Below are 23,676 nucleotides of genomic sequence, written 5' to 3'. Positions count from 1 at the left end.
CGCTACTCGGCCGCCAGCGAGGCGGCACCGAGCGGGTTGTAGTTGAGCACCGGGGCGAGCCAGCGCTCGGCCTCCGCCACGCTCATGCCCTTGCGCGCGGCATAGTCCTCGACCTGGTCGCGCTCTATGCGGCCGACGCCGAAATAGGACGCCTCGGGATGGGCGAAATACAGCCCCGACACCGCCGCTCCCGGCCACATGGCGAAGCTCTCCGTCAACTCGACTCCGATCTGAGCGGTGGCGTCGAGCAGCCTGAAAAGAATCGCCTTTTCCGTGTGGTCCGGCTGCGCCGGATAGCCCGGCGCCGGGCGGATGCCGCGATAGGCTTCCTGAATCAGATTCTCATTCTTAAGTTCTTCATCCGGCGCATAAGCCCAGAATTCCTTGCGCACCCGCTCGTGCATGCGCTCGGCGAACGCTTCGGCAAGACGGTCCGCCAAGGCCTTGAGAAGAATCGCGGAATAGTCGTCGTGCGCGGCCTTGAAGGCCTCCGCCCGCTCCGGCTCGCCAAAGCCGGTCGAGACGCAGAAGCCGCCGATGTAATCGGGCACGCCGGACGAGGTCGGGGCGATGAAATCGGCCAGCGCCAGATTGGTGCGCCCCTCGCGCTTGGCCATCTGCTGGCGCAGCGTGTGCAGCGTGGCGAGCTCGCTGGCGCGGCTGTCGTCGGCGAACAGCACGATGTCGTCGCCCACCGCGCCGGCCGGCCAGAAGCCGACCACGGCGCGGGCGGTGAGCCACTTCTCGGCGACGATGGTCTCCAGCATCTTGCGGGCGTCGTCATAGAGCGCGCGGGCCGCCGGACCCACCTTCTCGTCGTCGAGAATGCGCGGATACTGGCCGGTCAGTTCCCAGGACTGGAAGAACGGCGTCCAGTCGATATAGGGCACCAGCTCGCCGAGATCGTATTCCTGGAACACCCTGGTGCCGAGGAAGGTCGGCACCGGCGCGTCGTAGGTGCTGAAGTCCAGCGCCAGCCCGTTGGCGCGGGCATCCGCCAGCTTCACCCGCACCTTGTTGCGGTCGGACTTGGCATGGGCGTCGGCGACCTTGGCGTATTCGGCGCGCAGGCTGGCGACATAATCGGCGTTGGTGTTGTCGTTCAGCAGGTTGGAGACCACGCCCACCGCGCGGCTGGCATCGGTGACGTAGACCGCCTGCCCGCGTACATATTGCGGGGCGATCTTCACCGCCGTGTGGACGCGCGAGGTCGTCGCCCCGCCGATCAGCAGCGGCACGTTGAAGCCTTCGCGCTCCATCTCGGCGGCGACATGCACCATCTCGTCGAGCGAGGGGGTGATGAGGCCGGAGAGGCCGATGATATCGACCTTCTCGGCCCTGGCGACCTCGAGGATCTTCGCCGCCGGCACCATCACGCCGAGGTCGATCACCTCGTAATTGTTGCACTGGAGCACGACGCCGACGATGTTCTTGCCGATGTCGTGCACGTCGCCCTTCACCGTCGCCATCAGCACCTTGCCGGCCGAGGAATCCTCGGTCGAGCCGCTGTCGAGCTTCTCCTGCTCCATGAAGGGCATGAGATAGGCCACCGCCTGCTTCATCACCCGGGCGGACTTCACCACCTGCGGCAGGAACATCTTGCCGGCGCCGAACAGGTCGCCGACCACGTTCATGCCGGCCATCAGCGGCCCCTCGATGACGTGCAGCGGCCGGGCGACCGACTGGCGCGCCTCTTCCGTGTCGGTCTCGACGAACTCGGTGATGCCGTTGATCAGCGCATGGGCGATGCGCTTCTCCACCGGCCAGGTGCGCCAGGTGAGGTCGGCCTCCTTCTTCTCGCGGCCGCCGCCCTTGAAGCGCTCGGCCAGCGCCAGCAGGCGCTCGGTGGCGTCGTCGCGGCGGTTGAGCACCACGTCCTCGCAGGCCTCGCGCAGTTCCGGCTCGATCTCGCTATAGGGCGCGAGCTGGCCGGCATTGACGATGCCCATGTCCATGCCCGCCGAGATGGCGTGATACAGGAACACCGCGTGCATCGCCTCGCGCACCTGCTCGTTGCCGCGGAACGAGAAGGACAGGTTCGACACGCCGCCCGAGATATGGGCGTGCGGCAGTTGCTGGCGGATGGCGCGGGTCGCCTCGATGAAGGCGACGCCATAGCCCGCATGTTCCTCGATGCCGGTCGCCACCGCGAAGATGTTGGGATCGAAGATGATGTCCTCCGGGGGAAAACCGACCTCGTCGACGAGGATGCGGTAGGCCCGGGAGCAGATCTCCACCTTGCGCTCATAGGTGTCGGCCTGGCCCTTCTCGTCGAAGGCCATCACCACCACGGCGGCGCCATAGGCGCGCACCAGCCGCGCATGGTGGCGGAAGGCGTCTTCGCCCTCCTTCATGGAGATCGAATTGACGATGCCCTTGCCCTGGATGCACTTCAGCCCGGCCTCGATGACGCTCCACTTCGATGAGTCGACCATCACCGGCACGCGGGCGATGTCCGGCTCGGCGGCGAGCAAATTGAGGAAGGTCACCATCGCCTTCTCGGAATCGAGCAGGCCCTCGTCCATGTTGATGTCGATGACCTGCGCGCCGTTCTCCACCTGGTCGCGCGCCACGGCGAGCGCCGCCGCGTAGTCGCCATTGGTGATGAGCTTGCGGAAGCGGGCCGAGCCGGTGACGTTGGTGCGCTCGCCGACATTGACGAAGGGGATGATCGGGGTGAGCTCGAACGGCTCCAGCCCCGACAGCCGCAGCATCGGCTCGATCTCGGGGATGACGCGCGGCGCGTGCGGCGCCACCGCCTCGGCCAGCGCCCGGATATGGTCCGGCGTGGTGCCGCAGCAGCCGCCGACGATGTTCACCAGCCCCGAGGCGGCGAACTCGCCGACCAGCTTCGCCATCGCCGCCGGGCTCTCGTCATAGAGGCCGAACTCGTTGGGCAGGCCGGCATTGGGATAGGCGCAGACGAAGGTATCGGCGAGGCGCGACAACTCGTCGATATGGGCGCGCATCTCCTTGGCGCCGAGCGCGCAGTTGAGCCCGATGGAGAACGGCCGGGCGTGGCGCAGCGAGTTCCAGAACGCCGCCGGCGTCTGGCCCGACAGGGTGCGGCCGGACAGGTCGGTGATGGTGCCCGAGATCATCACCGGCACGCGGATGCCGCGCTCTTCGAACAGCCGCTCGATGGCGAAGATCGCCGCCTTGGCGTTCAGCGTGTCGAAGATGGTCTCGATCAGCAGCAGGTCCGCCCCGCCGTCGAGCAGCGCCGCCGCCTGCGCGCCATAGGCGGTGGCCAGCTCGTCGAACGAGGTGGCGCGGAAGCCGGGGTCGTTCACATCCGGCGAGATCGAGGCGGTGCGGTTGGTCGGGCCGATGGCGCCGGCCACAAAACGGCGGCGACCGTCCTTGGCCTCGGCAAGCTTCGCCGCCTCCTTGGCGAGGCGGGCGCCCTCGAAATTGATCTCGTGCACCAGGCTCTCCATGCCGTAATCGGCCATGGCGATGGTGGTGCCGGAGAAGGTGTTGGTCTCGACGATGTCCGCCCCGGCCAGGAAATAGGCGAGGTGGATGTCGCGCACCGCGTCCGGCAGCGTGAGGTTGAGCAGGTCGTTATTGCCCTTGACGTCCTGCGGCCAGTCATGGAACCGCGCGCCGCGATAGCCGGCCTCGTCCAGCTTGAGCTGCTGGATCATCGTGCCCATGGCGCCGTCGAGCACGAGAATGCGCTCGCGAGCGGCCTGATGCAGGGCGGAGAGGGTATCGGAGGCGGCTAAGGTCATGGCACTCACCGTCATTCTTGTCCCCTCTCCCCGTCGGGGAGAGGGTTGGGGTGAGGGGTGACCGTGCGCAGCGTTTCAAAGATGCGCAGGAGAACCCCGTCAATGTTCGTCAGCACGTCGTTATTCCAGAAGCGGATGACCAGATAGCCACAGGCTTCGATCAACCGCGTTCTTTGCATGTCTCGCTCGGCGGCGTGCTGTCCGCCGTCGAGTTCAACGACCAGCCTCGCGTCGACACAGAGAAAATCGACGACATATCGATCGATCGGCACTTGGCGCCGAAATTTCCAACCGTCAAGCTGCCGGTCTCTGAGATGGGACCACAGCTTCTTCTCCACATCGGTCTGATCGCGCCTGAGACGACGGGCTCGATCAATCCGGCAGTTCATGGCCCCTCACCCGGCGCTGCGCGCCGACCTCTCCCCCACGGGGAGAGGTTAAGCCAGATCCCGACCCCCCTTCTACTCCCTCTCCCCTTCGGGGAGAGGGTTGGGGTGAGGGGCAAGGGCGCGAAGCGTCTGGCCCGACGCCGTCCCGCCGTCGCGTTACAGGTCAGTGACCCTTTTCGAGCTTGTCGAGACGCTTCTCGATGGCCTCGATCCGGTCTTCGAATTCGGCGGAGGCGTAACGGCCGAGCACGGGTTCGCCGTGCATGGCCTGCTTCAGGCTTTCGATCTTTGCTTCGACCGTATCGAAGCGACGAGTGTTGCTCTCGAAGCCCGCGTTCATCTCCGCGCGGATCTCGCGCAGCGGCTGCAGGATGAAGTTGTCCGGCTCGCTCATCGACCGTCTCCGTGGAATGCCCCCACTATATGGCATCCCACTGCGAATTTCTCATGCCGCCGCCTGTCCCTTGCCGTCGCCCGCTCCCGCCTCCTGCGGCGGGCGGATGCCCAGCAGGTGGCAGACGGCGTAGACGAGGTCGGCGCGGTTGAGCGTGTAGAAGTGGAACTCGGTGACGCCGCGATCCACCAGATCGAACACCTGCTCGGCCGCCACGGCGGCGGCGATCAGCTTGCGGGTCTCGGGGTCGTTGTCGAGACCCTCGAAGCGCGCCGCCAGCCAGTCCGGCATGAAGGTGCCGGTCTTGGTCGAGAAGTTCTTGGCCTGCTTGAAGTTCGAGACCGGCAAAATGCCCGGCACGATCGGCACGTCGATGCCGCGCGCCCGCGCCTTGTCGAGAAAGGCGAAGTACAGGTCGTTGTCGAAGAAGCACTGGGTGATCGCCCGCGTCGCCCCGGCATCGACCTTGGCGGCGAGGATGTCGAGATCGGTGTCGAAGCTCGGGCTCTCCGGATGCTTCTCGGGATAGGCCGAGACCGACACCTCGAAATTGGCGCTGCGGCGGATGCCGGCGACCAGATCGGCCGTGGTGCGGTAGCCCTCGCCATGCGGCTCATAGGCCTGGCCGACGCCTCCCGGCGGGTCGCCGCGCAGGGCGACGATATGGCGGACCCCGGCGTCCCAATAGCCGCGCACCACCTCGTCGACCTCGCCTTTCGTCGCGGAGACGCAGGTGAGGTGGGCGGCCGGCGCCAGCCGGGTTTCCTTGACGATGCGCTCGACCGTGGTGTGGGTGCGCTCGCGCGTGGAGCCGCCGGCGCCATAGGTGACGGAGACGAATTTCGGCGCCAGCGGCGCCAGACGGGTGATGGAGTTCCACAGCGTGGCCTCCATTTCCGGCGTCTTCGGCGGGAAGAACTCGAACGAAACCGAAATCGGCCGCCCGCCGGCGCGGCGGCTGCGGCGCTCGACATCCGACGACATCAGGCGACCTCCTGCTTTTGTGGGGCCTGCGCCAGCGCGACGCGGGGGTCGCGGGCGAGCCAGAGCGAAACGGTGAGCCGGCCCTCCCCTTTCGGGGCGAGCAGGCGATGGGATTGCGGGGCGAGACCGGCCTGGCTGAGCCAGCTCTCCATGATTTCGGGCGCGAAGCCGAGCCGGCGGTGGGCGTGCTGCTCGCGCAGGAATTCGAGGTCGTGCGGGTCGAAATCGACCACCAGCATCCGCCCGCCGGGGCGCAGCACCCGCGCCGCCTCCTTGATCGCGCGCGGCGCGTCCTCAAGGAAATGCAGCACCTGGTGGACGATCACCACGTCGAAGGAATCGCGCGGCAGCGCCAGATTGTAGATGTCGCCCTGCCGCACCGTGGCGTTGCGCACCCCGGCACGGTCGAGATTGGCGCGGGCCACCGCCAGCATCTCGGCCGAGAGGTCGATTCCGACGCCGCGCTCCATCTCGTCGGCGAACAGCTCCAGAATGCGCCCGGTGCCGGTGCCGAGATCGAGCAGGCTGCCAATGCGCCCGCCCGCCAGCGCCTGCCGGATCGCCGCCTCCACCTGCGCCTCGGGCGCGTGCAGGGCGCGGATGGCGTCCCATTCATGGGCATGGGCGCGGAAATAGGCCTGCGCATGGGCGGCGCGGGCGGCGCGCACCGCCTCCAGCCGCTCGCGGTCGCGCAGCAGCGTGTCGTCCTCCGGCGCCATCAGCTCCAGCAGCGCGTCGGTCAGCGCGGCGCCGGGGGTGTCGACCGCGCGGCGGTAGAACACCCAGCTCGCCTCGCGGAACCGCTCGACCAGCCCGGCCTCGGCCAGCAGCTTGAGATGGCGCGAGATTCGCGGCTGCGACTGGCCCAGAATCTCGGTAAGCTCGGACACGGTCAGTTCGCCCTCGCCGATCAGCGCCAGCAGGCGCAGCCGCGTGTCCTCGCCGGCCGCCTTGAGGCCGTCGAGCAGCAACGCGAAACCGAGCGGGGAACCGGACAACGAGACCTCCAAGAAAGATATAAAGATATGTTTATGTCTTATTTCGACGCGACGCAAGAGGGCCGGCGATCCGCATGACCGACGATAACGTGAACGGCCCCGGCGATTTCGGCGTGCGCCCCGGCGAGGTCACCGTGGAACTGCCGGCGATCCCGGACGCCGGGCTGCACTTCATCGGCCGCATCCGCACCCCCTGGACGCACCGGTCCGAATGCCCGAAGAACGCGCATGAAGCGCGGGCGGTCTGCACCGTCGAGATCGACCCGCCCTACCGGCCGGCGCTGCAGGGGCTGGAGGGCACCACCCATCTCTGGCTGCTCTATTTCATGGACAAGGCGCCGCGCAATCTGGTGGTGCAGGTGCCGCGCCGCTACGGCCGGGGGCGCGGCACCTTCGCGCTGCGCAGCCCGGCGCGGCCCAACCCCATCGCGCTCAGCGCGGTGCGGCTGCTGGGCATCGCGGACGGGCGCCTGTCGGTGATCGGGCCCGATTGCCTCGACGGCACGCCCCTGCTCGACATCAAGCCCTATTTCGCCTCCACCGACTGCCACCCCGAGGCGGTGGTCGGCTGGCACCGCGACCGCCGCGAGACCGACGATTCACCTGCCGTTGGGTGAGGTGTGGCGCGAAAACATCGGCCCCGCGCCGCGCGCCTGCCACGCGGGAACGCTCCATTTCGTGACGGGTTATGGTCTTGAACCTGCCTTGATCCTGCGTCATTCCCCTTGGCAGAAAACATTCGCGCATTTCCGCGCCGACAGATTCGATTAAGGCTTGATGATGGTCGTTCGCCTCGGTTTCGTTCCCGCTGTCGCCTTCTCGGTACTGGCATCGGTCGGCACCGCCGGAGCCCAGTACTATCCTGCCGAACAGCAGGACCCTGCCGCGCTCGACGGGTCGGCCTATGATGCCGCCACCGGCAGCCGCGCGGTCGAGAATGTCGAAGTTCCCGCCGCCTACGATCCCTATGGCGCCCCGTCCGGCGGCGCGCCGGCGCCGAGCTACGGCCAGCCGCAGGCCGCCTACGGCACGACCCCGCCCGGCGTGCACGATCCCTATGCGCAGCCGGCGCCCGGCGTCACCGCGCAGCAGCCTGGCGCCGCGTCGGTGGCCAACGCGCCCTATGCCGACCCCTCGCACCAGCCCACCGGCTACCCGCCGGGCGCCTATTCCGGCCAGCCGCCGGCCGGCATGGCCTCGCCCTATGGCGACAGAGCCGCCGCGCAGCCGGCCTATGGCCAGCCCGCGCCCTATGGCCAGCCGGCAAACGGCGCCAATTCCGCCGGCGCCAATGGCTCCAGCGTCGCCATGCTGCCGCCGGAGGACCAGCCGGAGGAAGGCCCGCCCAAGGAGCTGCCGGCGAACCTGAAGCGCCAGATCGTCGACTATGCGACCAAGGAAGCCCCCGGCACCCTCGTCATCGACACCCCCAACACCTACCTTTATTACGTGCTGCCCGGCGGCAAGGCCGAGCGCTACGGCATCGGCGTCGGCCGCGAGGGCTTCACCTGGTCCGGTACCGAGAAGATCAGCCGCAAGGCGGAATGGGCCGATTGGCGCCCGCCGGCGGAAATGATCGAGCGCCAGCCCTATCTGCCGCGCTTCATGGCCGGCGGCCCGGGCAACCCGCTCGGCGCCCGCACCATGTATCTCGGCGGCACCATCTACCGCATCCACGGCACCAACCAGCCCTCCACCATCGGCCAGTTCATGTCGTCGGGCTGCATCCGCATGCTCAACGAGGATGTCGAGAACCTGTACGAGCGGGTGAAGGTCGGCACCAAGGTCGTGGTGCTGCCCGGCAATGCGCCCGCCGCCACCGCGTCCAATGGCGCACCGGCCACCACCGGCTCGGTGGCGCCGACAGCGGCCATGCCGGTGGCCGAGACCGGTTTCGCCGTCCGCTGAACCGATGGCGCCCGCCGCCGCGCCCGCTCTTGAACATTCACGCCGGCCGGATCGCCACCTGATCCGGCCGGCGCGCGTTCAGGGGGTCCAGATCCGCTGTTCCGGCACCCGCACCTCCAGCGCCGCGCCCGTGGCAAGCGTGCCGGCCCGCTCGACCCAGGCGACCAGCCCGCGCAGGCCCTTGGCCCGTTGGGCAAAGCCGAGTTCGGCGCCGCCCTGCCCGGTCTGCGCCGCGATCGCCGCGCCGGCATGGCGGCAGGGCGCGTTCTCCCCCTCCACCACCAGCGCCGCCCCGCCGGGGAAATGCAGCCGCGTGCCCGGCGGCAGGCCGGTGAGGCGCGGCACACCCTCGATCAGCAGATTGGCGCCGATCCATTCCGGCCGCAGTTCCGCCAGCCCGAGGCGGCGGGCGATCTCGGCGAGTTCGTCCGGCGCGACGAGGGACACCTGCCGCGCATTGCGGATCGGCGTACCACGCGGGTACCACGGCACGCGCGAATCCGCGGCACGGGCGAAACCGGCATGGCGGTCGCCGGCAATGCCTTCCAGCGTGAGCGCCAGTTCCGCGACTTCGCGGGTGGCGAAGCCCGGCCCGTCGGCGATCAGCGTGCGCGCCAGCCGCGCACCGAGGCGCCGGGCGGGGATGGCCGCCGGGGCGCCGAACAGGTCGCGCGCGGGGCCCTCGTCAGCGGCGTTCATCGGCGCTCTCCCGACCGGTTCGATATCCGTTTATTCCATGACTACAGCTCTGGCGGCCCTGCCTATAGGATAGCGCGCTCGTTCAGGACGAGTCGCTGGAACTCCGGAGCCGGAACGTCGTTACCGCGCTGCCGGCGTGGCGAGCAAGGATGAGGATCGACCGCATGTCTTTGCAAACGGATTCCATGACGCCATCGCCAGGCGGCATGGTCGCAGGCCATCTGACCGAACTGCGCGCCAAATGGGGGTGGTTCGTCGCCCTCGGCCTGCTGATGGTCATCGCCGGCGCGATCGCGCTGGGCAATCTCGTGCTCAGCACGGTGGTGTCCGTGCTCTATATCGGCGTGATGATGGCCGTTGCCGGCGGCGCCCAGGTCATCCATGCCTTCCAGGTCAAGACCTGGGGGTCCTTCCTCTTCTGGCTGCTCGACGGGCTGCTGTTCCTCGCCGCCGGGCTCGTCTGCATCTTCGTGCCGATGGTCGCGGCGGAATTCCTGACCCTGTTCCTCGGCGTATCGCTCATCGTCGGCGGCGCGTTCCGTCTGGTCGCGGCCTTCAAGCTGCGCCCGGCCGATGGCTGGGGCTGGATCGCCTTTTCCGCCGTCATCGCCATCCTGCTCGGCATCGAGATCATCGCCGGCTGGCCGGTGAGCGGCCTGTGGGTGCTCGGCCTGCTGCTCGGCATCGACCTCGTGTTCAACGGCATCGCCGTGCTGTTCCTCGGCTTCGGCCTGAAGAAATAGCCTGCGCCGGTGGCAGCGACAGGTGCCGCGACGGCGGACAGTTCCGCGGAGCCGGTCGAAAGACCGGCCCCGCCCGCCCCCTCCGGCCGCGACCTGCGGCTCGACCTGTTCCGCGGGCTGGCGCTGTGGTTCATCTTCCTGAACCATGTGCCCAACAACGTGGCGAACTGGATCACCAACCGCAATTTCGGTTTTTCCGACGCCACCGAGATCTTCGTCTTCATCTCCGGCTACACCGCCGCCATGGTGTATGGCCGCCAGCTCGACAGCAGCGGGGTGATGGTGACCTCGGCGCGCATCCTGCGCCGCGCCTGGCAGCTCTATGTCGCCTTCATCTTCCTGTTCGTGATCTATCTCGCCGAGATTTCCTATGTCGTCGGCAGCTTCGAGAACCCGCTCTACGCCGAGGAGATGGGCGCGCTGCAGTTTCTCGCCGAGCCCGACGTGGCGCTGGTGCAGGCGCTGCTGCTCAAGTTCCGCCCCGCCAATATGGACGTGCTGCCGCTCTACATCGTGCTGCTGGCGACCTTTCCGCCGATCCTGTGGGCGCTGAAGCGGTGGGCCGACGCGACGCTTGCCGCCTCCTTCCTGCTGTGGCTGGCGGTGCAGGTGTGGGGCTTCAACCTCACCGGCTATCCCGACGACCGGACGTGGTTCTTCAATCCCTTCGGCTGGCAGTTCATGTTCGTGTTCGGCGGCTGGTGCGGGCTGGGCGGCAGCGACCGGCTGGCGGGGCTGGTGCACTCGCGGATCATCCTCGCCCTATCGGTACTCTATCTCGTCCTGTCGCTCGCCGTGGTGACGAGCTGGTACTGGCCGCCGATGGAGGGTTTCGTGCCGGAGGCGATCGGCAACATCATCTACCCGATCAGCAAGACCGACCTGTCGGTGCTGCGCTTCGCCCATTTCCTCGCGCTGGCCGTGGTGGTGGTAAGGTTGATACCGGTGCACTCGCCCTTCCTGTACTGGCGGCTGCTGAAGCCGATGATAATATGCGGCCAGCACTCGCTTGAGGTGTTCTGCTTCGGCGTCTTCCTTTCTTTTGCCGCACATTTCGTGCTCAACGAGGTCTCCGGCACGGTTTTCATGCAATTGACGCTGAGCGTGGCCGGTATCGCCTTCATGGTAGGTCTCTCGGCCTTGCTGTCGTGGTATGCTCGCGCCGAGCGCGACAGGGCCGCGCGCAAGAGGGCTGGTTAGCGCGGTTCAACGTGAAACGCTGGATCTGGGGTGTTCTGTTCGCAAGTCTCATTGCCTTGGGCGGCGCCTCCCGTGCCGGTGCCGAGACGGGAAAGGTGTGCGCGGCGCCCTCCGTCCTCACCAGGGCCGGCTTCGCCCTGCCCCGCCTCGCCCGCTCGCTGGAGCGCAAGGAGCCCACCACCATTCTGGTGGTGAACAGCGCCACCCTGCCCAAGCGCGCCGGGAGCTCCAAATCCGGCCCCGCCATCCCCGGGAAGCCGCCGACGGCGGGCCGGCGCAGTTTCCCGAGCTATATCGAGGAGACGCTGCGCGCCCGCTACCCCGAAGGCGGCATCGTGGTGACCACCCGCCACGAGCCGCGCGCGACCGCCGAGACGATCCTCGGCGCGCTGCCGGCCGTGCTGGAGGAAACCCGCCCGGCGCTGATGATCTGGCAGACCGGCACCTATGACGCCATCCTCGGCGCCGACACCTCGGCCTTTTCCGACGCCGTCGACACCGGCATCGGCTACGCCCACCGGGCCGGCGCCGACGTCATCCTGGTCAGCCCGCAATACAGCCCGCGCACCGCCTTCGCCTTCGACGCCGCCGCCTATAACAACGCCCTGCGCTGGGCGGCGCGGCTGGGCGGGGTGCCGTTGTTCGACCGCTACGCCATCATGCGCTTCTGGGCCGACGAGGGCATTTTCGACTTCGACACCGCCCGCCCCTCGCCCTCGCTGTTCGACGATGTGCATAGCTGCATCGGCCGCCTGCTGGTCGGCATGATCGTCGACGGCGTCGACCTGCGAACGCTCGGTTCCCGCTGACATGCCTCTGCGCCTTCTCGCCCCGCTCGCCTTGTCCGCCATCCTCCTCGCCGCCGCCGCACCGCCGGCTCTCGGCCAGACGGTGATCCCGGCCGGCTGCCCCTCCTCGAAGACGCCGGCCCGGCTGAACGCGCCGCTCGCCCGCACCGCCGCCCGGCTGCGCGCCGGCGAGAAGGTGGTGATCGTCGCCATCGGTTCCTCGTCCACCGCCGGGGCCGGCGCCAGCGCGCCGGGCGCCTCTTATCCCAGCCGGCTGCAGGCCCTGCTGCGCGCGCGCTTTCCCGGCGCCGACATCACGGTGGTCAATCGCGGCATCAACGGGCAGGACGCGCCCGAGATGCTGGCGCGGTTCGACACCGACGTCGCCGCCTACACGCCGACGCTGGTGATCTGGCAGTCCGGGGTGAACGCGCTGTTCCGCGACGGCGGCCTCGCCTCCGCCGCCGGCCTGCTGCACCAGGCGATCGCGCGGGTGAAGGCGATCGGCGCCGATCTGGTGCTGGTCGACCCGCAATACGCGCCGCGCGTGCTGGCCGACGCCGATAGCGGGCCGATGGTGAACCTCATCGCCAGCGTGGCCGCCGAGGAAGGCGTGGCGGTCTATCATCGCTTCGCGCTGATGCGCGACTGGCATGAAAAGGCGTCGATGGGCTTCGACTCCTTCCTCTGGAAGGACAGGTTCCACATGAACGACTGGGGCTATGACTGCTTCGCCCGCGACCTCGGCCGCGCCGTCGTCGCCAACATCGAATCGCAGCAGCGTTCCGCCGATGTGCGCTCGAACACGACCGGTGCCCCCAAGGCGGCGCCGGCCGGCGCGACGCCCTGAGGCGCAGTCAACCGCCCCAGTCGTCACCGGTTCCAGTCGTCACCGGCTCTAATCGTTGCCGGCTCTAATCGTCGCCTTTGCCGGAAAACGCCCCGCCGAAGCGCTTCATCACCGCGTCGCGGGCCGCCACCACGCGGCGCTCGTAATCTTCCGCCATCGGCTCGGTCAGCACGCTTTCCAGCCCTGCCAGCAGCGCCCACAAGGCGGGAATCTCCGCCTCGTCCTCGATGAAGTCGACCAGCGCCTCGCCATCGGCATCATCCACCGTGCGCGAGAGGAACTCGAACAGCACGACAGCGACCGAACGGTCGATGACCAGCGTGATTTCGTCGTCCGGCACCTCGGCCATGCGGATTCCCCATGCGTGAGTGGGCTTCATCCTATCGTCCCGTCACGCGGCGATGACAAGCCCGCGCATTCGCTGGCGCTGGGGCAGGCTTGTCACGCGGCGATGACAAGCCCGCGTGTTCGCTGGCGCTGGGGCAGGCTTGTCACGCGGCGATGACAAGCCCGCGCGTGCCGGCGCGGCCCGACGTCGCCGCGCAAGGCTATCCCGGGCGGCTATCCCCAGGCGGACATGCCCCCGGCTTGCATTCGCCGCCCCGCCGTGCTGACGGTGGGCGCCAAACCGGGAGACATGCAATGACGGCAGCGGACGATCTGCGCACGGTCAGGGATTTCGTGCGCTACGCGGTGAGCCGCTTCACCGCGGCCCGGCTGGCCTTCGGCCATGGCACCGGCGAGGCGCTGGACGAGGCAGCGTTCATGGTGCTGGAAGCGCTGCACCTGCCGGTGGACGACCTCTCGCCCTGGCTCGACGCCCGGCTGACGGGGGAGGAACGCGCCCGCCTCGCCGACCTCATCGAGCGGCGCTGCACCACCCGCCAGCCGGCGGCCTACCTGCTCGGCAGGACCTATATTGGCGGCGTGCCGTTCCGCTCCGACCCGCGCGCCATCGTGCCGCGCTCCTTCATCGGCGAGTTGATGGCCGGCGAACTGTTCACCGGCGGCGACTTCTCGCTGGTGCCGCAGCCGGAGACGGTGGGCCGGGTGCTCGACCTGTGCACCGGCTCGGGCTGTCTCGCCATCCTCGCCGCCATGACCTTCCCCAATGCGCGGGTGGACGGTGTCGACCTCTCGCCCGACGCCCTCGCCCTGGCCGCCGAGAACGTGGCCGAGCACGGGCTGGGCGAGCGGGTGCGGCTCATCGAGGGCGACCTGTTCGCCCCGCTCGGCGGCGAGGTCTACGACCTCATCATCACCAACCCGCCCTATGTCGACGCAGAGGCGATGGCGGCGCTGCCGGCGGAATACCGCCACGAGCCGAGCCTTGCCTTCGATGGCGGGCCGGACGGGCTGGATATCGTGCGCCGCATCCTCGCCGCCGCCCCCGACCATCTGTCGTCCGGCGGCGGCATGATCTGCGAGATCGGCACCGGCAAGGCGATACTGGAGGCCGAATACCCCAACCTTCCCTTCCTCTGGCTCGACACCGAGGACAGCGAGGGCGAGGTGTTCTGGCTCTCCGCCGTCGATCTCGCGGTCACCACCGACCTGCGCGTCATCAACCGCATGCCGCGCTGAGGCGTCGGGCCCGGCCTTACCCGCCGCGCTTCATGTGCTGCAGCACCGCGGCGTCCGGCCAGCAGTCGAGCGCGAGGCCATTGGCCTTCTGGTAGGCGCCCAGCGCGGCGCGGGTCTTCATCCCCGCCTTGCCGTCGACCTTGTCGGCATAATAGCCCTCGCGGGCCAGCACCTTCTGCATGAATTCGAGATCGCGGGTCTTCACCAGCGCGATGTCCGACCAGTCGCGGGCGAAGGGCCGGTCGTCCTCGATGCGGTCGGCGAGATGGCCGACATAGAGCACGTAGAGGTCGGCGAAATTGTAGCTCTTCAGCACGAAGTAGTTGGCGGGCGTCAGGAAGGCCGGCCCGTGCGGCCCCGCCGGCATGATGATCGACGCCTCGTCCTTCAGCGCGGAGGGCGGCACGCGGCGCCCGTCGGCGATCTTCACCCCCCGCTTCAGCCACTCGCCGATGGGAAGCGTGGTCTCGGGCTCCGCCCGCGTGCAGTCGAAGCCGGCCGGCAGCGTGATCTCATAGGCCCAGCGCCTGCCCTTCCGCCAGCCCTTCTCGGCCAGCAGGCTGGCGGTGGCGGCCAGCGCCTCGGGCACCGACGTCCAGATATTGGCGGTGCCGTCGCCGTCGAGATCGACTCCATAGGCGAGGTAGCCGGTGGGCAGGAACTGGGTCAGCCCCATCGCCCCGGCCCAGGAACTCTTCATCCCGGCGCGGGTCACGTGCCCCTCGTCGAGGATCTTCAGCGCGGCGAGAAACTCGGCGCGGAACTCGTCCTTGCGCCGCCCGACATAGGCCTGCGTCGCCAGCACCCGCAGCGCGTCATGGCTGAGCTTGGCGCCGCCATAGGAGGTCTCGCGCGCCCAGATCGCGAGCAGGATCGGCCCCGGCACGCCGAAGCGCCGTTCGATGGCGTCGAGTTCGGCGGAATATTGCCGGGCGAGCTTGCGCCCGCGCGCGGCATAGCTGGCGATCGCCTTGTCGGAGACATAGGCGGCCGGGGTCTGCACGAATTCCGCCTGCCGGTCCGGCGCCTTCGGCTTGCCGGGCAGCGCGAGGTCGGGCAGCCCGTAATCCGGCTCCAGCCCGGCGGTCTCGCGCGCGAAGGTGGCGCGGGAAATGCCCATTGCCTGCGCCGCCGGCCATTGCGCCGCCAGCCAGCGGTCGAAACCGGCATCGGCGAGGGCCGGCGCGGCGAGGAAGAGAAGTGAAAGGGCGGCGGCGAGAAGCGACAGGCGGAGCGATCGGATCATCATGCCCCTGAGATAACCCGGATCGCCCCCGGCTGTGAACCGTGGCGGGATGCCGGGTCGGAGTCTGCCGACGGGCGCCGATGGACATTGCACGGAAAAAGCGGGTCATGCGGGTTGATACCCCGCGACGGTAATGTTTTACTTGGAACAGACCATCGCAGTTGAAGGGATCGCAACGAGGTGAGGGGCCTATTGCATTGATGTTCAAGCGTCGTGATCTTCTGATCGCGAGCGCCGCTGGCGCTCTTTTCAATCCCATGACCAGCGCTCGGGCCCAATCTTCCGGCGACAGTGGAACTCCCGGCGCCACAACACCTGCCAAACCCGACACGGATGCGTGGAATGACGGGCTCGCCCATCCCATTCCCTATACGCCACGCCTCGGCACCGGCAAGGAACGTGGCCTCGTGCTCGGCGGCGGCGGTGCCTATCTCGTCTCGTGGATGGCCGGCTATATCCGCGCGCTGCGTGCGGGAGGGGTCGATCTCGCCACCGCCGACATCGTGGTGGGAACCTCGGCCGGCTCTCTCCTTGGCGCCGTGCTGACTGCGGGTCATCTGGATCAGTTCGGCGACGAAATGGCGTTTCTCGGAAAATATCCGGATCTTTTTGCCGAGTTGATCCCGACCATGGCACCCAATGTCAGCCAGCTTCGCGCCCGGCACATGGCCGCCGCCGCCTCAAAGGCCGATCCGGCCACCATCCAGGCGATCGGGCGCGCCTCGCTGGCAGCACGCAATGCCGCCGGTCCGGACAGCTATTACACCGCCGTGAAGAAGCTGATAGGCCAAGAGACGTGGCCCTCGCCCAAGCTCTACACCACGGCCATTGACTGCTACACGGGCGAGCGCCTCATTGTTTCTCACACATCGGGAATCGAGGCGAACCACGCCTGTGCCGCGAGTTCCTCGCTGCCGGGCTCCATGGGACCGACCTGGCTGCAGGACCGCCTGTGCATGGATGGCGGCATCTGCCAGACCAGCACGCATTGCGACGTGGTGGCGGGCGTAAAGAGGGCACTGGTGATCTCGCTGACCGACGGCAGTTCCGACGCCTCGAAGGTCGGGCTGAGGACCTCCGGCCTGCCCAACACGCTCCAGCAGGAGGTTGCCGACCTCAAGACACAGGGAACCGATGTGGTTCTGAAGGTGGTCGGGCTGCTGCCGGGCGTCTCCCATGTCGACAGCATCATGAACCCAAAGTGGATTGCGCCCTGCATCGCCAATGGCGAGGAACGCGGGCGGGCCGATGTGGCGGAGATGAAGGCCTTTTGGGGCTAGCCCCTCTTCGAGCGAAGCGGAGTCCGGCTCGCGTGAAGGTTCGTCGGAAAGGCTCCGACGGCGCCCCACGGGCGCGACAGTAGGCCCGGTGCCGGCTCACCGCACCGCGACGACGAACAGCCGGGGAAAGCGCAGCAATACCTTGCCATCGACGCGCGCGGGGTACGCCTTTTCCAGCCGCGCCGTGTAGTCGGCGAGGAGGGCGCGGCGCTCACCCTCCTCCAGCGCGGCGAGATAGGGCCGCAGCGCGGTGGAGCGGAACCAGTCGGCGATCGCCGGCGCGCCGTCCAGCGGGTGGTTGTAGAGCGTGTGCCAGATGTCGACATGGCGGGCCAGCGGCGCCAGCCGGTCGTAATAGGCGCCGACGGAGGGCAACAGGTCCCGCGCCGCGCCGTCGAGGCGGCCGGCGAAGGGCCCGCTGGCGGCGGTCTCGCGCATCAGCCGGTGCGAGGGCTCCTCGACATTATCAGGCATCTGCACCGCCAGCGCGCCGCCCGGCGGCAGCGCCGCCACCAGCCGCGCCAGCACGTCGAGATGGTCCGGCACCCACTGGAACACGGCGTTGGCGAACAGCAGGTCGGTGCCCTCCGCCGGCTGCCAGTTGGCGAGATCGCCCAGCTCGAAGCGGGCGCCCGGCAGGCGCGCGCGGGCCTGCTCCAGCATGGCGGGGGAATTGTCGACCCCGGTCACCTCGGCCCCGGGCCAGCGCTGGACCAGAAGCTCGGTCGAATTGCCCGGCCCGCAGCCGAGATCGACCACAAGGCGGGGCTGGCTCAGCGGCACCCGCGCCAGCAGGTCGCGCGGCGGCCGGGTGCGCTCGTCCTCGAATTTGAGATAGAGGGCGGGGTTCCAGTCTTCGGCCATCGCCGCCCTCCGTCCGGTCATGTGGTCAGCGCGTCAGCTTCTTGTGCTTCATCCGGTGCGGGATGATCTCGTCGACGCCGAGGCGGCGCTTCTTGTCTTCCTCGTAGTCGTGGAAATTGCCCTCGAACCACTCGACATGGCCCTCGCCCTCGAAGGCCAGCATGTGGGTGGCGATGCGGTCGAGAAAGAAGCGGTCATGCGAGATGATGACCGCGCAGCCGGCGAAGTCCTCCAGCGCCTCTTCCAGCGCGCGCAGCGTCTCGACGTCGAGGTCGTTGGTCGGTTCGTCCAGCAGCAGGACGTTGGCGCCCTGCTGGAGAATACGCGCCAGATGCACGCGGTTGCGCTCGCCGCCCGAGAGCATGCCGACCTTCTTCTGCTGGTCGCCGCCCTTGAAGTTGAAGGCGCCGCAATAGGCGCGGGAATTGATCTCGCGCTTGCCCAGATACAGCACCTCGTTGCCGCCGGAGATTTCCTCCCACACGGTCTTCTTGTCGTCGAGCGCGTCGCGGTTCTGGTCGACATAGCCGAGCTGGACGCTCTCGCCGATGGTGATCGAGCCGGAGTCGGGCTTTTCCAGCTCGTTGATCATGCGGAACAGCGTGGTCTTGCCGGCGCCGTTCGGGCCGATGACGCCGACAATGCCGCCCGGCGGCAGCTTGAAGGAGAGGTTGTCGATCAGCAGCTTGTCACCGAACGATTTGGTGAGGCCGTCGAACTCGATGACGTTGTTGCCGAGCCGCTCGGACACCGGAATGACGATCTGCGCGGTGGTCGGGCCCTTCTCCGACGCCTTCTTCACCAGGTCGTCATAGCGCTGGATACGCGCCTTGTTCTTGGCCTGGCGCGCCTTGGGCGAGGCCGCCATCCATTCCTGCTCGGAGGCGAGCGCGCGCTGGCGGGCCTCGTCCTCGCGGTTCTCCTGCTGCATCCGCTTGGTCTTCTGCGTCAGCCAGGAGGAATAGTTGCCCTCATAGGGGATGCCGCGGCCGCGATCGAGTTCGAGGATCCAGCCGGTCACATTGTCGAGGAAGTAGCGGTCATGGGTGACGATCAGGATCGCGCCGGGATAGGCGCGCAGATGGCCTTCCAGCCAGTTGGTGGTCTCGGCGTCGAGATGGTTGGTGGGCTCGTCGAGCAGCAGCAGCTCGGGCTGCGAGAGCAGCAGCTGGCACAGCGCGACGCGGCGCCGCTCGCCGCCGGAGAGCTTGGTGACGTCGGAGCCTTCCTCCGGGCAGCCGAGCGCGTCCATCGCCTGGTCGACCTTGCTGTCGAGGTCCCACAGGCCCTGGCCCTCGATCTCGTCCTGCAGCGCGGTCATCTCGTCCGCGGTCTCGTCCGAATAGTTCATGGCGAGTTCGTTGTAGCGGTCGAGGATCGCCTTCTGCTTGGCGACGCCGAGCATGACGTTCTCGCGCACCGACAGGGCGGGGTCGAGCAGCGGCTCCTGCGGGAGGTAGCCGACGCGCGCGCCTTCCGCGACCCAGGCCTCGCCGGAAAAATCCTTGTCCATCCCGGCCATGATCTTGAGCAGGGTGGACTTGCCCGAGCCGTTGGGGCCGAGAATGCCGATCTTGGCGTTCGGGTAGAAGGAGAGGTGCACATTGTCGAGCACCTTCTTGCCGCCCGGGTAGGCCTTGGTCATGCCGTGCATGTGGTAGACGTACTGATACGAAGCCATGTCCAAATCCTGCGCGTTCGGGCCGAGCCGATATCGGGCCGCGCTGCCGCGGCGTGAACGGGTGTGGGGTCGGCCGCTATGTAAACCGCTCCCCGGTGAGCGGCAAGGCCGGACGGTGCGCCCCCGCCCCGTTCGCGCGTCGAAGGCCGCGACGGCACGCCCGCCAACGCCGGGCCGGCCGCCCGCGGATTTCAGTTTCCACCCTGCCGGTTTTCCGCAAGGGTACCGGAACGCCGCCGCGCATTGGGCGTTGACAGCAGGCCGGCGGTGACGCCGAACGCGATTGCTACCATATTACCTCAACGATCCGGAGCCTGGCAGGTATACCGACAGCATGGCGAGATCACGAACCGCACCCGAATACGGCACCACCCTGCTGCCACAGCCCGACTGGGCCCTGTTCCTCGATATTGACGGCACCCTGATCGAACATGCCGATCATCCCGAGGGCGTGAGCATTCCCACCGATCTGCCCGACCTTCTGGCGCGGCTCCAGCTCGCGCTCGACGGCGCGGTGGCGCTGGTGTCGGGCCGCACCATCGACTGGATGGACCACCGCTTCGCCCCGACCCGGCTCGCCGCCTCCGGCCAGCACGGGGCGGAGGTGCGGCTCGCCCCCGACGCTCCCTCGGTGCCGATCCCGCTGCCGAAATGGCGCAAGCCGCTGGAACAGGCGCTCGACGAGGTGCTCGCCGCCTGGCCCGGCGTGTTCGTGGAGCACAAGCCGCTGGCGCTGGCGGTGCATTTCCGCGCCGTGCCGCAATTCGGCGAGGCGATCATGGACAAGGTGATGGAGATCGGCACCGGCATTGACGGCGGCGTCGAATTCCTCAAGGGCAAATGCGTCATCGAGGTGCGGCAGGCCGGGCGCAACAAGGGAACGGCGGTCGAGCAGCTGATGAATTCGGCGCTGTTCACCGGCCGCCGCCCGGTGTTCCTGGGCGACGACGTGACCGACGAGGACGGTTTCCGTGCCGTCCGCGCCGCCGGCGGCCTCGCTTTGGCGGTCGGCTCCCGCCCCACCGATCAGGCCGATTTCAGGCTGGCCTCGCCGGGCGAGGTGCGCCGCTGGCTGACCGACCTTCCCAACGCACTGGAGCGCGTGAATTCGTGAGCACCAATCTCGATCTGGCCGCCATCGGCAACGGCACCATCGCGGCGCTGATCGACCCCAATGGCCGCATCGCCTGGTGCTGCTGGCCGCGCATCGACGGCGACCCGATCTTCTCCTCGCTGCTCGGCGGCGCCGAACCGGAGGCCGGTTTCTGCGACGTGGTGCTGGAGGGGCAGGTCAAGGCGACGCGGCGCTATCAGGCCAACACCGCCATCATCGAAACCATTCTGGAGAACGACCAGGGCGCGAGGCTGCGGATCACCGACTTCGCCCCGCGCTTCAAGCTCTATGACCGCATCTACCGCCCGGCGACGCTGGTGCGCCGGATCGAGCCGATCACCGGCATGTGCCGGGTGACGCTGCGCCTGCGCCCGCATTTCAACTGGGGCGAACAGCGCCCGGCGCCGGTGCGCGGCTCCAACCACATGCGCTTCTCCGGCGACAGCGTCACCCTGCGCGCCACCACCGACCTGCCCATCGTCTATCTGATGGAGGAGCGGCCCTTCGTGCTCAACCGGGCGGCGACGCTGGTGCTGGGGCCGGACGAGCCCTTCCCCTCCAGCATCGCCGACACCACCCGCGGCTTCGAGGAGAAGACCCGCGAATACTGGCACGAATGGGTGCGCTACCTCTCCATTCCCTATGAGTGGCAGGACGCGGTGATCCGCGCCGCCATCTCGCTGAAGCTGTGCGCCTTCGAGGAGACCGGCGGCATCGTCGCCGCGCTCACCACCTCGATCCCCGAAGCGCCGCACTCGATCCGCAACTGGGACTACCGCCACTGCTGGCTGCGCGATTCCTACTTCACCGTGCGGGCGCTGAACATTCTCGGCGCCACCCGCACGATGGAGGACTACATACGCTACCTCACCACGGTGATCGCCTCCGAGCCGTCCGGCCGCCTCGCCCCGGTCTATTCGATCGTGCCCGGCACGCCGCTGGAGGAGCGCTTCGCCCCCGCGCTTTCCGGCTTCCAGGGCATGGGCCCGGTGCGCGTCGGCAACCAGGCCGGCGAGCAGGTGCAGAATGACGGCTACGGCCATGTCGTGCTGGCGGCGGCGCAGATGTTCTTCGACGAACGCCTGCCCAATCGCGGCGACAAGGCGCTGTTCGAGCTTCTGGAAGGGGTCGGGGCGCGGGCGGTGGAATTCGCCTTCGAGCCGGATGCCGGGCTGTGGGAGCTGCGCGGCAAGCGCCGGGTGCACACCTTCTCTGCGGTGATGAGCTGGGCCGCCTGCGACCGGCTGGCGCGCATCGCCCGGGTGCTGGATCTGCCCGACCGGGCGCGTTTCTGGTCCGGGCACGCCAACGAGATCCGCACCCGCATCATGTCCTTCGCCTGGGACGAGAAGATGGGCAGCTTCGTCGACGCGCAGGAGGACGGCCAGCTCGACGCCAGCCTGCTGCTGCTGGCCGAACTCGGCTTCGTGCGCCCGGACGACCCGCACTACATCGCCACCGTGGAGACCATCGGGCGCGAACTGAAACGCAACGGCTACCTGATGCGCTACGCCGGCGAGGACGATTTCGGCCTGCCGGAAACCTCCTTCACCATCTGCTCGTTCTGGTACGCCGGCGCGCTCGACCTGATCGGCCGCCGCGACGAGGCGCGGGAGATGTTCACCAGCCTGCTGGCGCGGCGCAACCCGGCCGGGCTGCTGTCCGAGGACATCGACAACCAGACCCTCGAATTGTGGGGCAACATCCCGCAGACCTATTCGATGGTCGGCCTGATCGACACCGCGATGCGGCTGTCGAAGACATGGGAGGAAGCCTTTTGGCGCGGCTCGTAATCGTCTCGAACCGGGTAGCGTCGCCCAAGGAGCGCGCGGCCAAGGCGGGAGGGCTCGCCGTCGCGCTGCGCGAGGCGCTCGGCCAGCGCGGCGGCCTGTGGTTCGGCTGGAGCGGCGAGACCGTGGTCAACCCGCCCGACACGCCGAAAATCTTCCGTTCCGGCCGCGTGACCTATGCGCTGCTCACCCTCGACCCCGAGGACCAGCGCGCCCATTATGCCGGCTACGCCAACGGCACGCTGTGGCCGCTGTGCCATTACCGGCTCGGGCTGCTGACCTTCCGCAAGGCGGACTGGGAGGGCTACCGGCGGGTGAACGAGCATTTCGCCCGCGCGCTGCTGCCGCTGCTCAAGCCCGACGACATCATCTGGGTGCATGACTACCACTTCATCCCGCTGGCGGCGGAACTGCGCAAGCTCGGCTTCGAGGGGCGGATCGGCTATTTCCACCACATTCCGTGGCCGACGCCCGAGGTCTATCTCAGCCTGCCCTCGCATGCCGCGCTGGTGAACGACCTGTCGCATTACGATCTCGTCGGCCTGCAGACCGAGAACGACGTGCGCGCGCTGCTCACCTACATCTCCTCCGAAGTGCGCGGCTGGATCGCCCCCGGCGGCACGGTGGGCCTGCGCGACCGGCGCTTCCGCGTCGCCGCCTACCCGATCGGCATCGACGCCGAGGCCTTCGTCCGGGACGCGCGCAAGTCGGTCGGCAGCGACGAGGAGCGGCGCCTCGACGAGAGCCTCGCCGGCCGCACCCTTGCCGTCGGCGTCGACCGGCTGGACTATTCCAAGGGCCTGCCCGGCAAGTTCGCCGCCTTCGGCGAATTGCTGCGCGGCTATCCCGAGCACCGCTCCACGGTGACGATGATGCAGGTGGCGCCGCTCTCGCGCAGCGAGGTCGCCGAGTATCAGTCGCTGCGCCGCGAGCTGGAGGAACTCGCCGGCGCGATCAATGGCGAGTTCGCCGAATTCGACTGGGTGCCGCTGCGCTACCTCAACCGCCCGTTCCAGCGCGCCACGCTGGCCGCCATCTACCGCCGCTCGCGGGTCGGCGTGGTGACGCCGCTGCGCGACGGCATGAACCTCGTCGCCAAGGAATATGTCGCCGCGCAGGATCCGGAGAACCCCGGTGTGCTGGTGCTGTCCCGCTTCGCCGGGGCGGCGGACGAGATGAAGGGCTCGCTGCTGGTCAATCCCTATGACATCGAGGGCATGGCCGACGCCATGCACCGCGCCCTCGCCATGCCGCTCGAAGAGCGCCGCGAGCGCTGGCGCACCAACATGGACAGGGTGGAGAACAACACCATCCACCATTGGTGCGAGCGCTTCATCGACGAACTCACCCATGTCGCCGACCATTTCGGCGAGACCCCGGAGCCGCGCGCCAACGCCCGGCCGCTGTGACCGCGACCGGGGCGCGTC

At 68.3% G+C, this 23,676-nt stretch carries 21 protein-coding genes; 11 read left to right on the top strand and 10 right to left on the bottom strand.

All coding sequences use genetic code 11. The annotated features are described in order from the left end of the window. Nucleotides 1-2: 2 nt before the first annotated feature. From metH to KHC23_RS09525, 5 genes are all read right to left on the bottom strand, one after another. The gene (gene metH, locus KHC23_RS09545) at nt 3-3,737 is read right to left on the bottom strand and encodes a methionine synthase (RefSeq protein ID WP_213371855.1); all 3,735 of its coding nucleotides are present in this window, start codon (nt 3,735-3,737) and stop codon (nt 3-5) included. 11 nt (nt 3,738-3,748) lie between these two features. Continuing rightward, nucleotides 3,749-4,126 (bottom strand): endonuclease domain-containing protein, encoded by a 378-nt coding sequence (locus tag KHC23_RS09540; RefSeq protein ID WP_213371853.1) that lies wholly within the window; start codon nt 4,124-4,126, stop codon nt 3,749-3,751. A 163-nt stretch (nt 4,127-4,289) separates the two neighbouring features. Continuing rightward, nucleotides 4,290-4,520 carry a hypothetical protein gene (locus tag KHC23_RS09535; protein WP_213371851.1) on the bottom strand — a complete coding sequence of 77 codons (231 nt, stop codon included), beginning with the start codon at nt 4,518-4,520 and terminating at the stop codon, nt 4,290-4,292. Nucleotides 4,521-4,571: 51 nt separating this feature from the next. After that, nucleotides 4,572-5,504, bottom strand: a complete 933-nt coding sequence (metF, locus tag KHC23_RS09530; RefSeq protein ID WP_213371849.1) for a methylenetetrahydrofolate reductase [NAD(P)H] — start codon at nt 5,502-5,504, stop codon at nt 4,572-4,574. Then, nucleotides 5,504-6,502, bottom strand: coding sequence for an ArsR/SmtB family transcription factor (locus KHC23_RS09525; RefSeq protein ID WP_213371847.1), 999 nt, complete (start codon nt 6,500-6,502; stop codon nt 5,504-5,506). Before KHC23_RS09525 ends, metF begins: the two co-directional genes overlap by 1 nt. 74 nt (nt 6,503-6,576) lie before the next feature. Here KHC23_RS09525 and tsaA point away from each other — a divergent pair, with 74 nt between their 5' ends. Both tsaA and KHC23_RS09515 read left to right on the top strand, forming a co-directional pair. Beyond that, complete coding sequence (gene tsaA, locus KHC23_RS09520; protein WP_213371845.1) at nt 6,577-7,119, top strand: tRNA (N6-threonylcarbamoyladenosine(37)-N6)-methyltransferase TrmO; 543 nt, start codon at nt 6,577-6,579, stop codon at nt 7,117-7,119. A 160-nt stretch (nt 7,120-7,279) separates the two neighbouring features. Then, entirely contained in the window at nt 7,280-8,410 is a 1,131-nt protein-coding gene (locus tag KHC23_RS09515; RefSeq protein WP_213371843.1) for a L,D-transpeptidase, read from the top strand. Between the two features lie 78 nt (nt 8,411-8,488). Here the strand turns inward: KHC23_RS09515 and KHC23_RS09510 are convergent, their stop codons facing one another. Beyond that, a complete protein-coding gene (locus tag KHC23_RS09510; RefSeq protein WP_213371841.1) occupies nt 8,489-9,109 on the bottom strand; it encodes an MOSC domain-containing protein in 621 nt (206 codons plus the stop codon). A 185-nt stretch (nt 9,110-9,294) separates the two neighbouring features. Here KHC23_RS09510 and KHC23_RS09505 point away from each other — a divergent pair, with 185 nt between their 5' ends. Genes KHC23_RS09505 through KHC23_RS09490 form a run of 4 tightly spaced genes read left to right on the top strand, consistent with a single transcriptional unit; the run spans nt 9,295 to nt 12,690 of the window. Then, the gene (locus KHC23_RS09505; protein ID WP_213373181.1) at nt 9,295-9,852 is read left to right on the top strand and encodes an HdeD family acid-resistance protein; all 558 of its coding nucleotides are present in this window, start codon (nt 9,295-9,297) and stop codon (nt 9,850-9,852) included. 9 nt (nt 9,853-9,861) lie between these two features. Continuing rightward, entirely contained in the window at nt 9,862-11,052 is a 1,191-nt protein-coding gene (locus KHC23_RS09500) for an OpgC family protein (RefSeq protein ID WP_213371839.1), read from the top strand. 11 nt (nt 11,053-11,063) lie between these two features. Next, complete coding sequence (locus KHC23_RS09495) at nt 11,064-11,861, top strand: SGNH/GDSL hydrolase family protein (RefSeq protein WP_271188606.1); 798 nt, start codon at nt 11,064-11,066, stop codon at nt 11,859-11,861. Between the two features lies 1 nt (nt 11,862). Beyond that, nucleotides 11,863-12,690, top strand: coding sequence for an SGNH/GDSL hydrolase family protein (locus tag KHC23_RS09490; protein ID WP_213371837.1), 828 nt, complete (start codon nt 11,863-11,865; stop codon nt 12,688-12,690). 64 nt (nt 12,691-12,754) lie between these two features. Here the strand turns inward: KHC23_RS09490 and KHC23_RS09485 are convergent, their stop codons facing one another. After that, nucleotides 12,755-13,069, bottom strand: coding sequence for a hypothetical protein (locus tag KHC23_RS09485; RefSeq protein ID WP_246544491.1), 315 nt, complete (start codon nt 13,067-13,069; stop codon nt 12,755-12,757). Nucleotides 13,070-13,332: 263 nt separating this feature from the next. Between KHC23_RS09485 and prmB the strand changes: the two genes are divergently transcribed. Next, nucleotides 13,333-14,274 carry a 50S ribosomal protein L3 N(5)-glutamine methyltransferase gene (gene prmB / locus KHC23_RS09480; protein ID WP_213371835.1) on the top strand — a complete coding sequence of 314 codons (942 nt, stop codon included), beginning with the start codon at nt 13,333-13,335 and terminating at the stop codon, nt 14,272-14,274. Between the two features lie 16 nt (nt 14,275-14,290). On the opposite strand, the gene KHC23_RS09475 is transcribed toward prmB, so the two are convergent. Further along, complete coding sequence (locus tag KHC23_RS09475; RefSeq protein WP_213371832.1) at nt 14,291-15,523, bottom strand: lytic murein transglycosylase; 1,233 nt, start codon at nt 15,521-15,523, stop codon at nt 14,291-14,293. A 254-nt stretch (nt 15,524-15,777) separates the two neighbouring features. Here KHC23_RS09475 and KHC23_RS09470 point away from each other — a divergent pair, with 254 nt between their 5' ends. After that, entirely contained in the window at nt 15,778-16,800 is a 1,023-nt protein-coding gene (locus tag KHC23_RS09470; RefSeq protein WP_213371830.1) for a patatin-like phospholipase family protein, read from the top strand. A gap of 96 nt (nt 16,801-16,896) precedes the next feature. On the opposite strand, the gene tam is transcribed toward KHC23_RS09470, so the two are convergent. Together tam and ettA are read right to left on the bottom strand one after the other, a co-directional pair. Beyond that, the gene (gene tam / locus KHC23_RS09465; RefSeq protein ID WP_213371828.1) at nt 16,897-17,664 is read right to left on the bottom strand and encodes a trans-aconitate 2-methyltransferase; all 768 of its coding nucleotides are present in this window, start codon (nt 17,662-17,664) and stop codon (nt 16,897-16,899) included. A 25-nt stretch (nt 17,665-17,689) separates the two neighbouring features. Then, nucleotides 17,690-19,345, bottom strand: coding sequence for an energy-dependent translational throttle protein EttA (gene ettA / locus KHC23_RS09460; protein ID WP_213371826.1), 1,656 nt, complete (start codon nt 19,343-19,345; stop codon nt 17,690-17,692). A 334-nt stretch (nt 19,346-19,679) separates the two neighbouring features. On the opposite strand from ettA, the gene otsB reads away from it, so the two are divergent. The 3 genes from otsB to otsA are packed head-to-tail and all read left to right on the top strand — an operon-like array spanning nt 19,680 to nt 23,658. Then, a complete protein-coding gene (otsB, locus tag KHC23_RS09455) occupies nt 19,680-20,459 on the top strand; it encodes a trehalose-phosphatase (RefSeq protein WP_213371824.1) in 780 nt (259 codons plus the stop codon). Then, entirely contained in the window at nt 20,456-22,252 is a 1,797-nt protein-coding gene (locus tag KHC23_RS09450; RefSeq protein ID WP_213371819.1) for a glycoside hydrolase family 15 protein, read from the top strand. The genes otsB and KHC23_RS09450 overlap by 4 nt, the downstream gene beginning before the upstream one ends. Continuing rightward, on the top strand, nt 22,237-23,658 hold the full coding sequence (gene otsA / locus KHC23_RS09445) for an alpha,alpha-trehalose-phosphate synthase (UDP-forming) (RefSeq protein ID WP_213371818.1): 1,422 nt from the start codon (nt 22,237-22,239) through the stop codon (nt 23,656-23,658). The genes KHC23_RS09450 and otsA overlap by 16 nt, the downstream gene beginning before the upstream one ends. Nucleotides 23,659-23,676: the final 18 nt, after the last annotated feature.

The organism is Ancylobacter dichloromethanicus, assembly GCF_018390645.1.
Classification (GTDB): Bacteria; Pseudomonadota; Alphaproteobacteria; order Rhizobiales; family Xanthobacteraceae; genus Ancylobacter; species Ancylobacter dichloromethanicus.
The sequence above is the reverse complement of the archived record's forward strand: the minus strand, read 5'-3'. Positions and strand labels throughout refer to the sequence as shown.

Bases quoted from the DNA above. Each gene is read 5' to 3' on its own strand.
- metF (WP_213371849.1), bottom strand. From the start codon at position 5,504: ATGTCGTCGGATGTCGAGCGCCGCAGCCGCCGCGCCGGCGGGCGGCCG.
- KHC23_RS09490 (WP_213371837.1), top strand. From the start codon at position 11,863: ATGCCTCTGCGCCTTCTCGCCCCGCTCGCCTTGTCCGCCATCCTCCTC.
- ettA (WP_213371826.1), bottom strand. From the start codon at position 19,345: ATGGCTTCGTATCAGTACGTCTACCACATGCACGGCATGACCAAGGCC.
- tsaA (WP_213371845.1), top strand. From the start codon at position 6,577: ATGACCGACGATAACGTGAACGGCCCCGGCGATTTCGGCGTGCGCCCC.
- KHC23_RS09540 (WP_213371853.1), bottom strand. From the start codon at position 4,126: ATGAACTGCCGGATTGATCGAGCCCGTCGTCTCAGGCGCGATCAGACC.
- KHC23_RS09470 (WP_213371830.1), top strand. From the start codon at position 15,778: ATGACCAGCGCTCGGGCCCAATCTTCCGGCGACAGTGGAACTCCCGGC.
- otsB (WP_213371824.1), top strand. From the start codon at position 19,680: ATGGCGAGATCACGAACCGCACCCGAATACGGCACCACCCTGCTGCCA.
- KHC23_RS09485 (WP_246544491.1), bottom strand. From the start codon at position 13,069: ATGAAGCCCACTCACGCATGGGGAATCCGCATGGCCGAGGTGCCGGAC.
- KHC23_RS09515 (WP_213371843.1), top strand. From the start codon at position 7,280: ATGATGGTCGTTCGCCTCGGTTTCGTTCCCGCTGTCGCCTTCTCGGTA.
- KHC23_RS09535 (WP_213371851.1), bottom strand. From the start codon at position 4,520: ATGAGCGAGCCGGACAACTTCATCCTGCAGCCGCTGCGCGAGATCCGC.
- KHC23_RS09505 (WP_213373181.1), top strand. From the start codon at position 9,295: ATGACGCCATCGCCAGGCGGCATGGTCGCAGGCCATCTGACCGAACTG.
- metH (WP_213371855.1), bottom strand. From the start codon at position 3,737: ATGACCTTAGCCGCCTCCGATACCCTCTCCGCCCTGCATCAGGCCGCT.
- tam (WP_213371828.1), bottom strand. From the start codon at position 17,664: ATGGCCGAAGACTGGAACCCCGCCCTCTATCTCAAATTCGAGGACGAG.
- KHC23_RS09475 (WP_213371832.1), bottom strand. From the start codon at position 15,523: ATGATGATCCGATCGCTCCGCCTGTCGCTTCTCGCCGCCGCCCTTTCA.
- prmB (WP_213371835.1), top strand. From the start codon at position 13,333: ATGACGGCAGCGGACGATCTGCGCACGGTCAGGGATTTCGTGCGCTAC.
- KHC23_RS09510 (WP_213371841.1), bottom strand. From the start codon at position 9,109: ATGAACGCCGCTGACGAGGGCCCCGCGCGCGACCTGTTCGGCGCCCCG.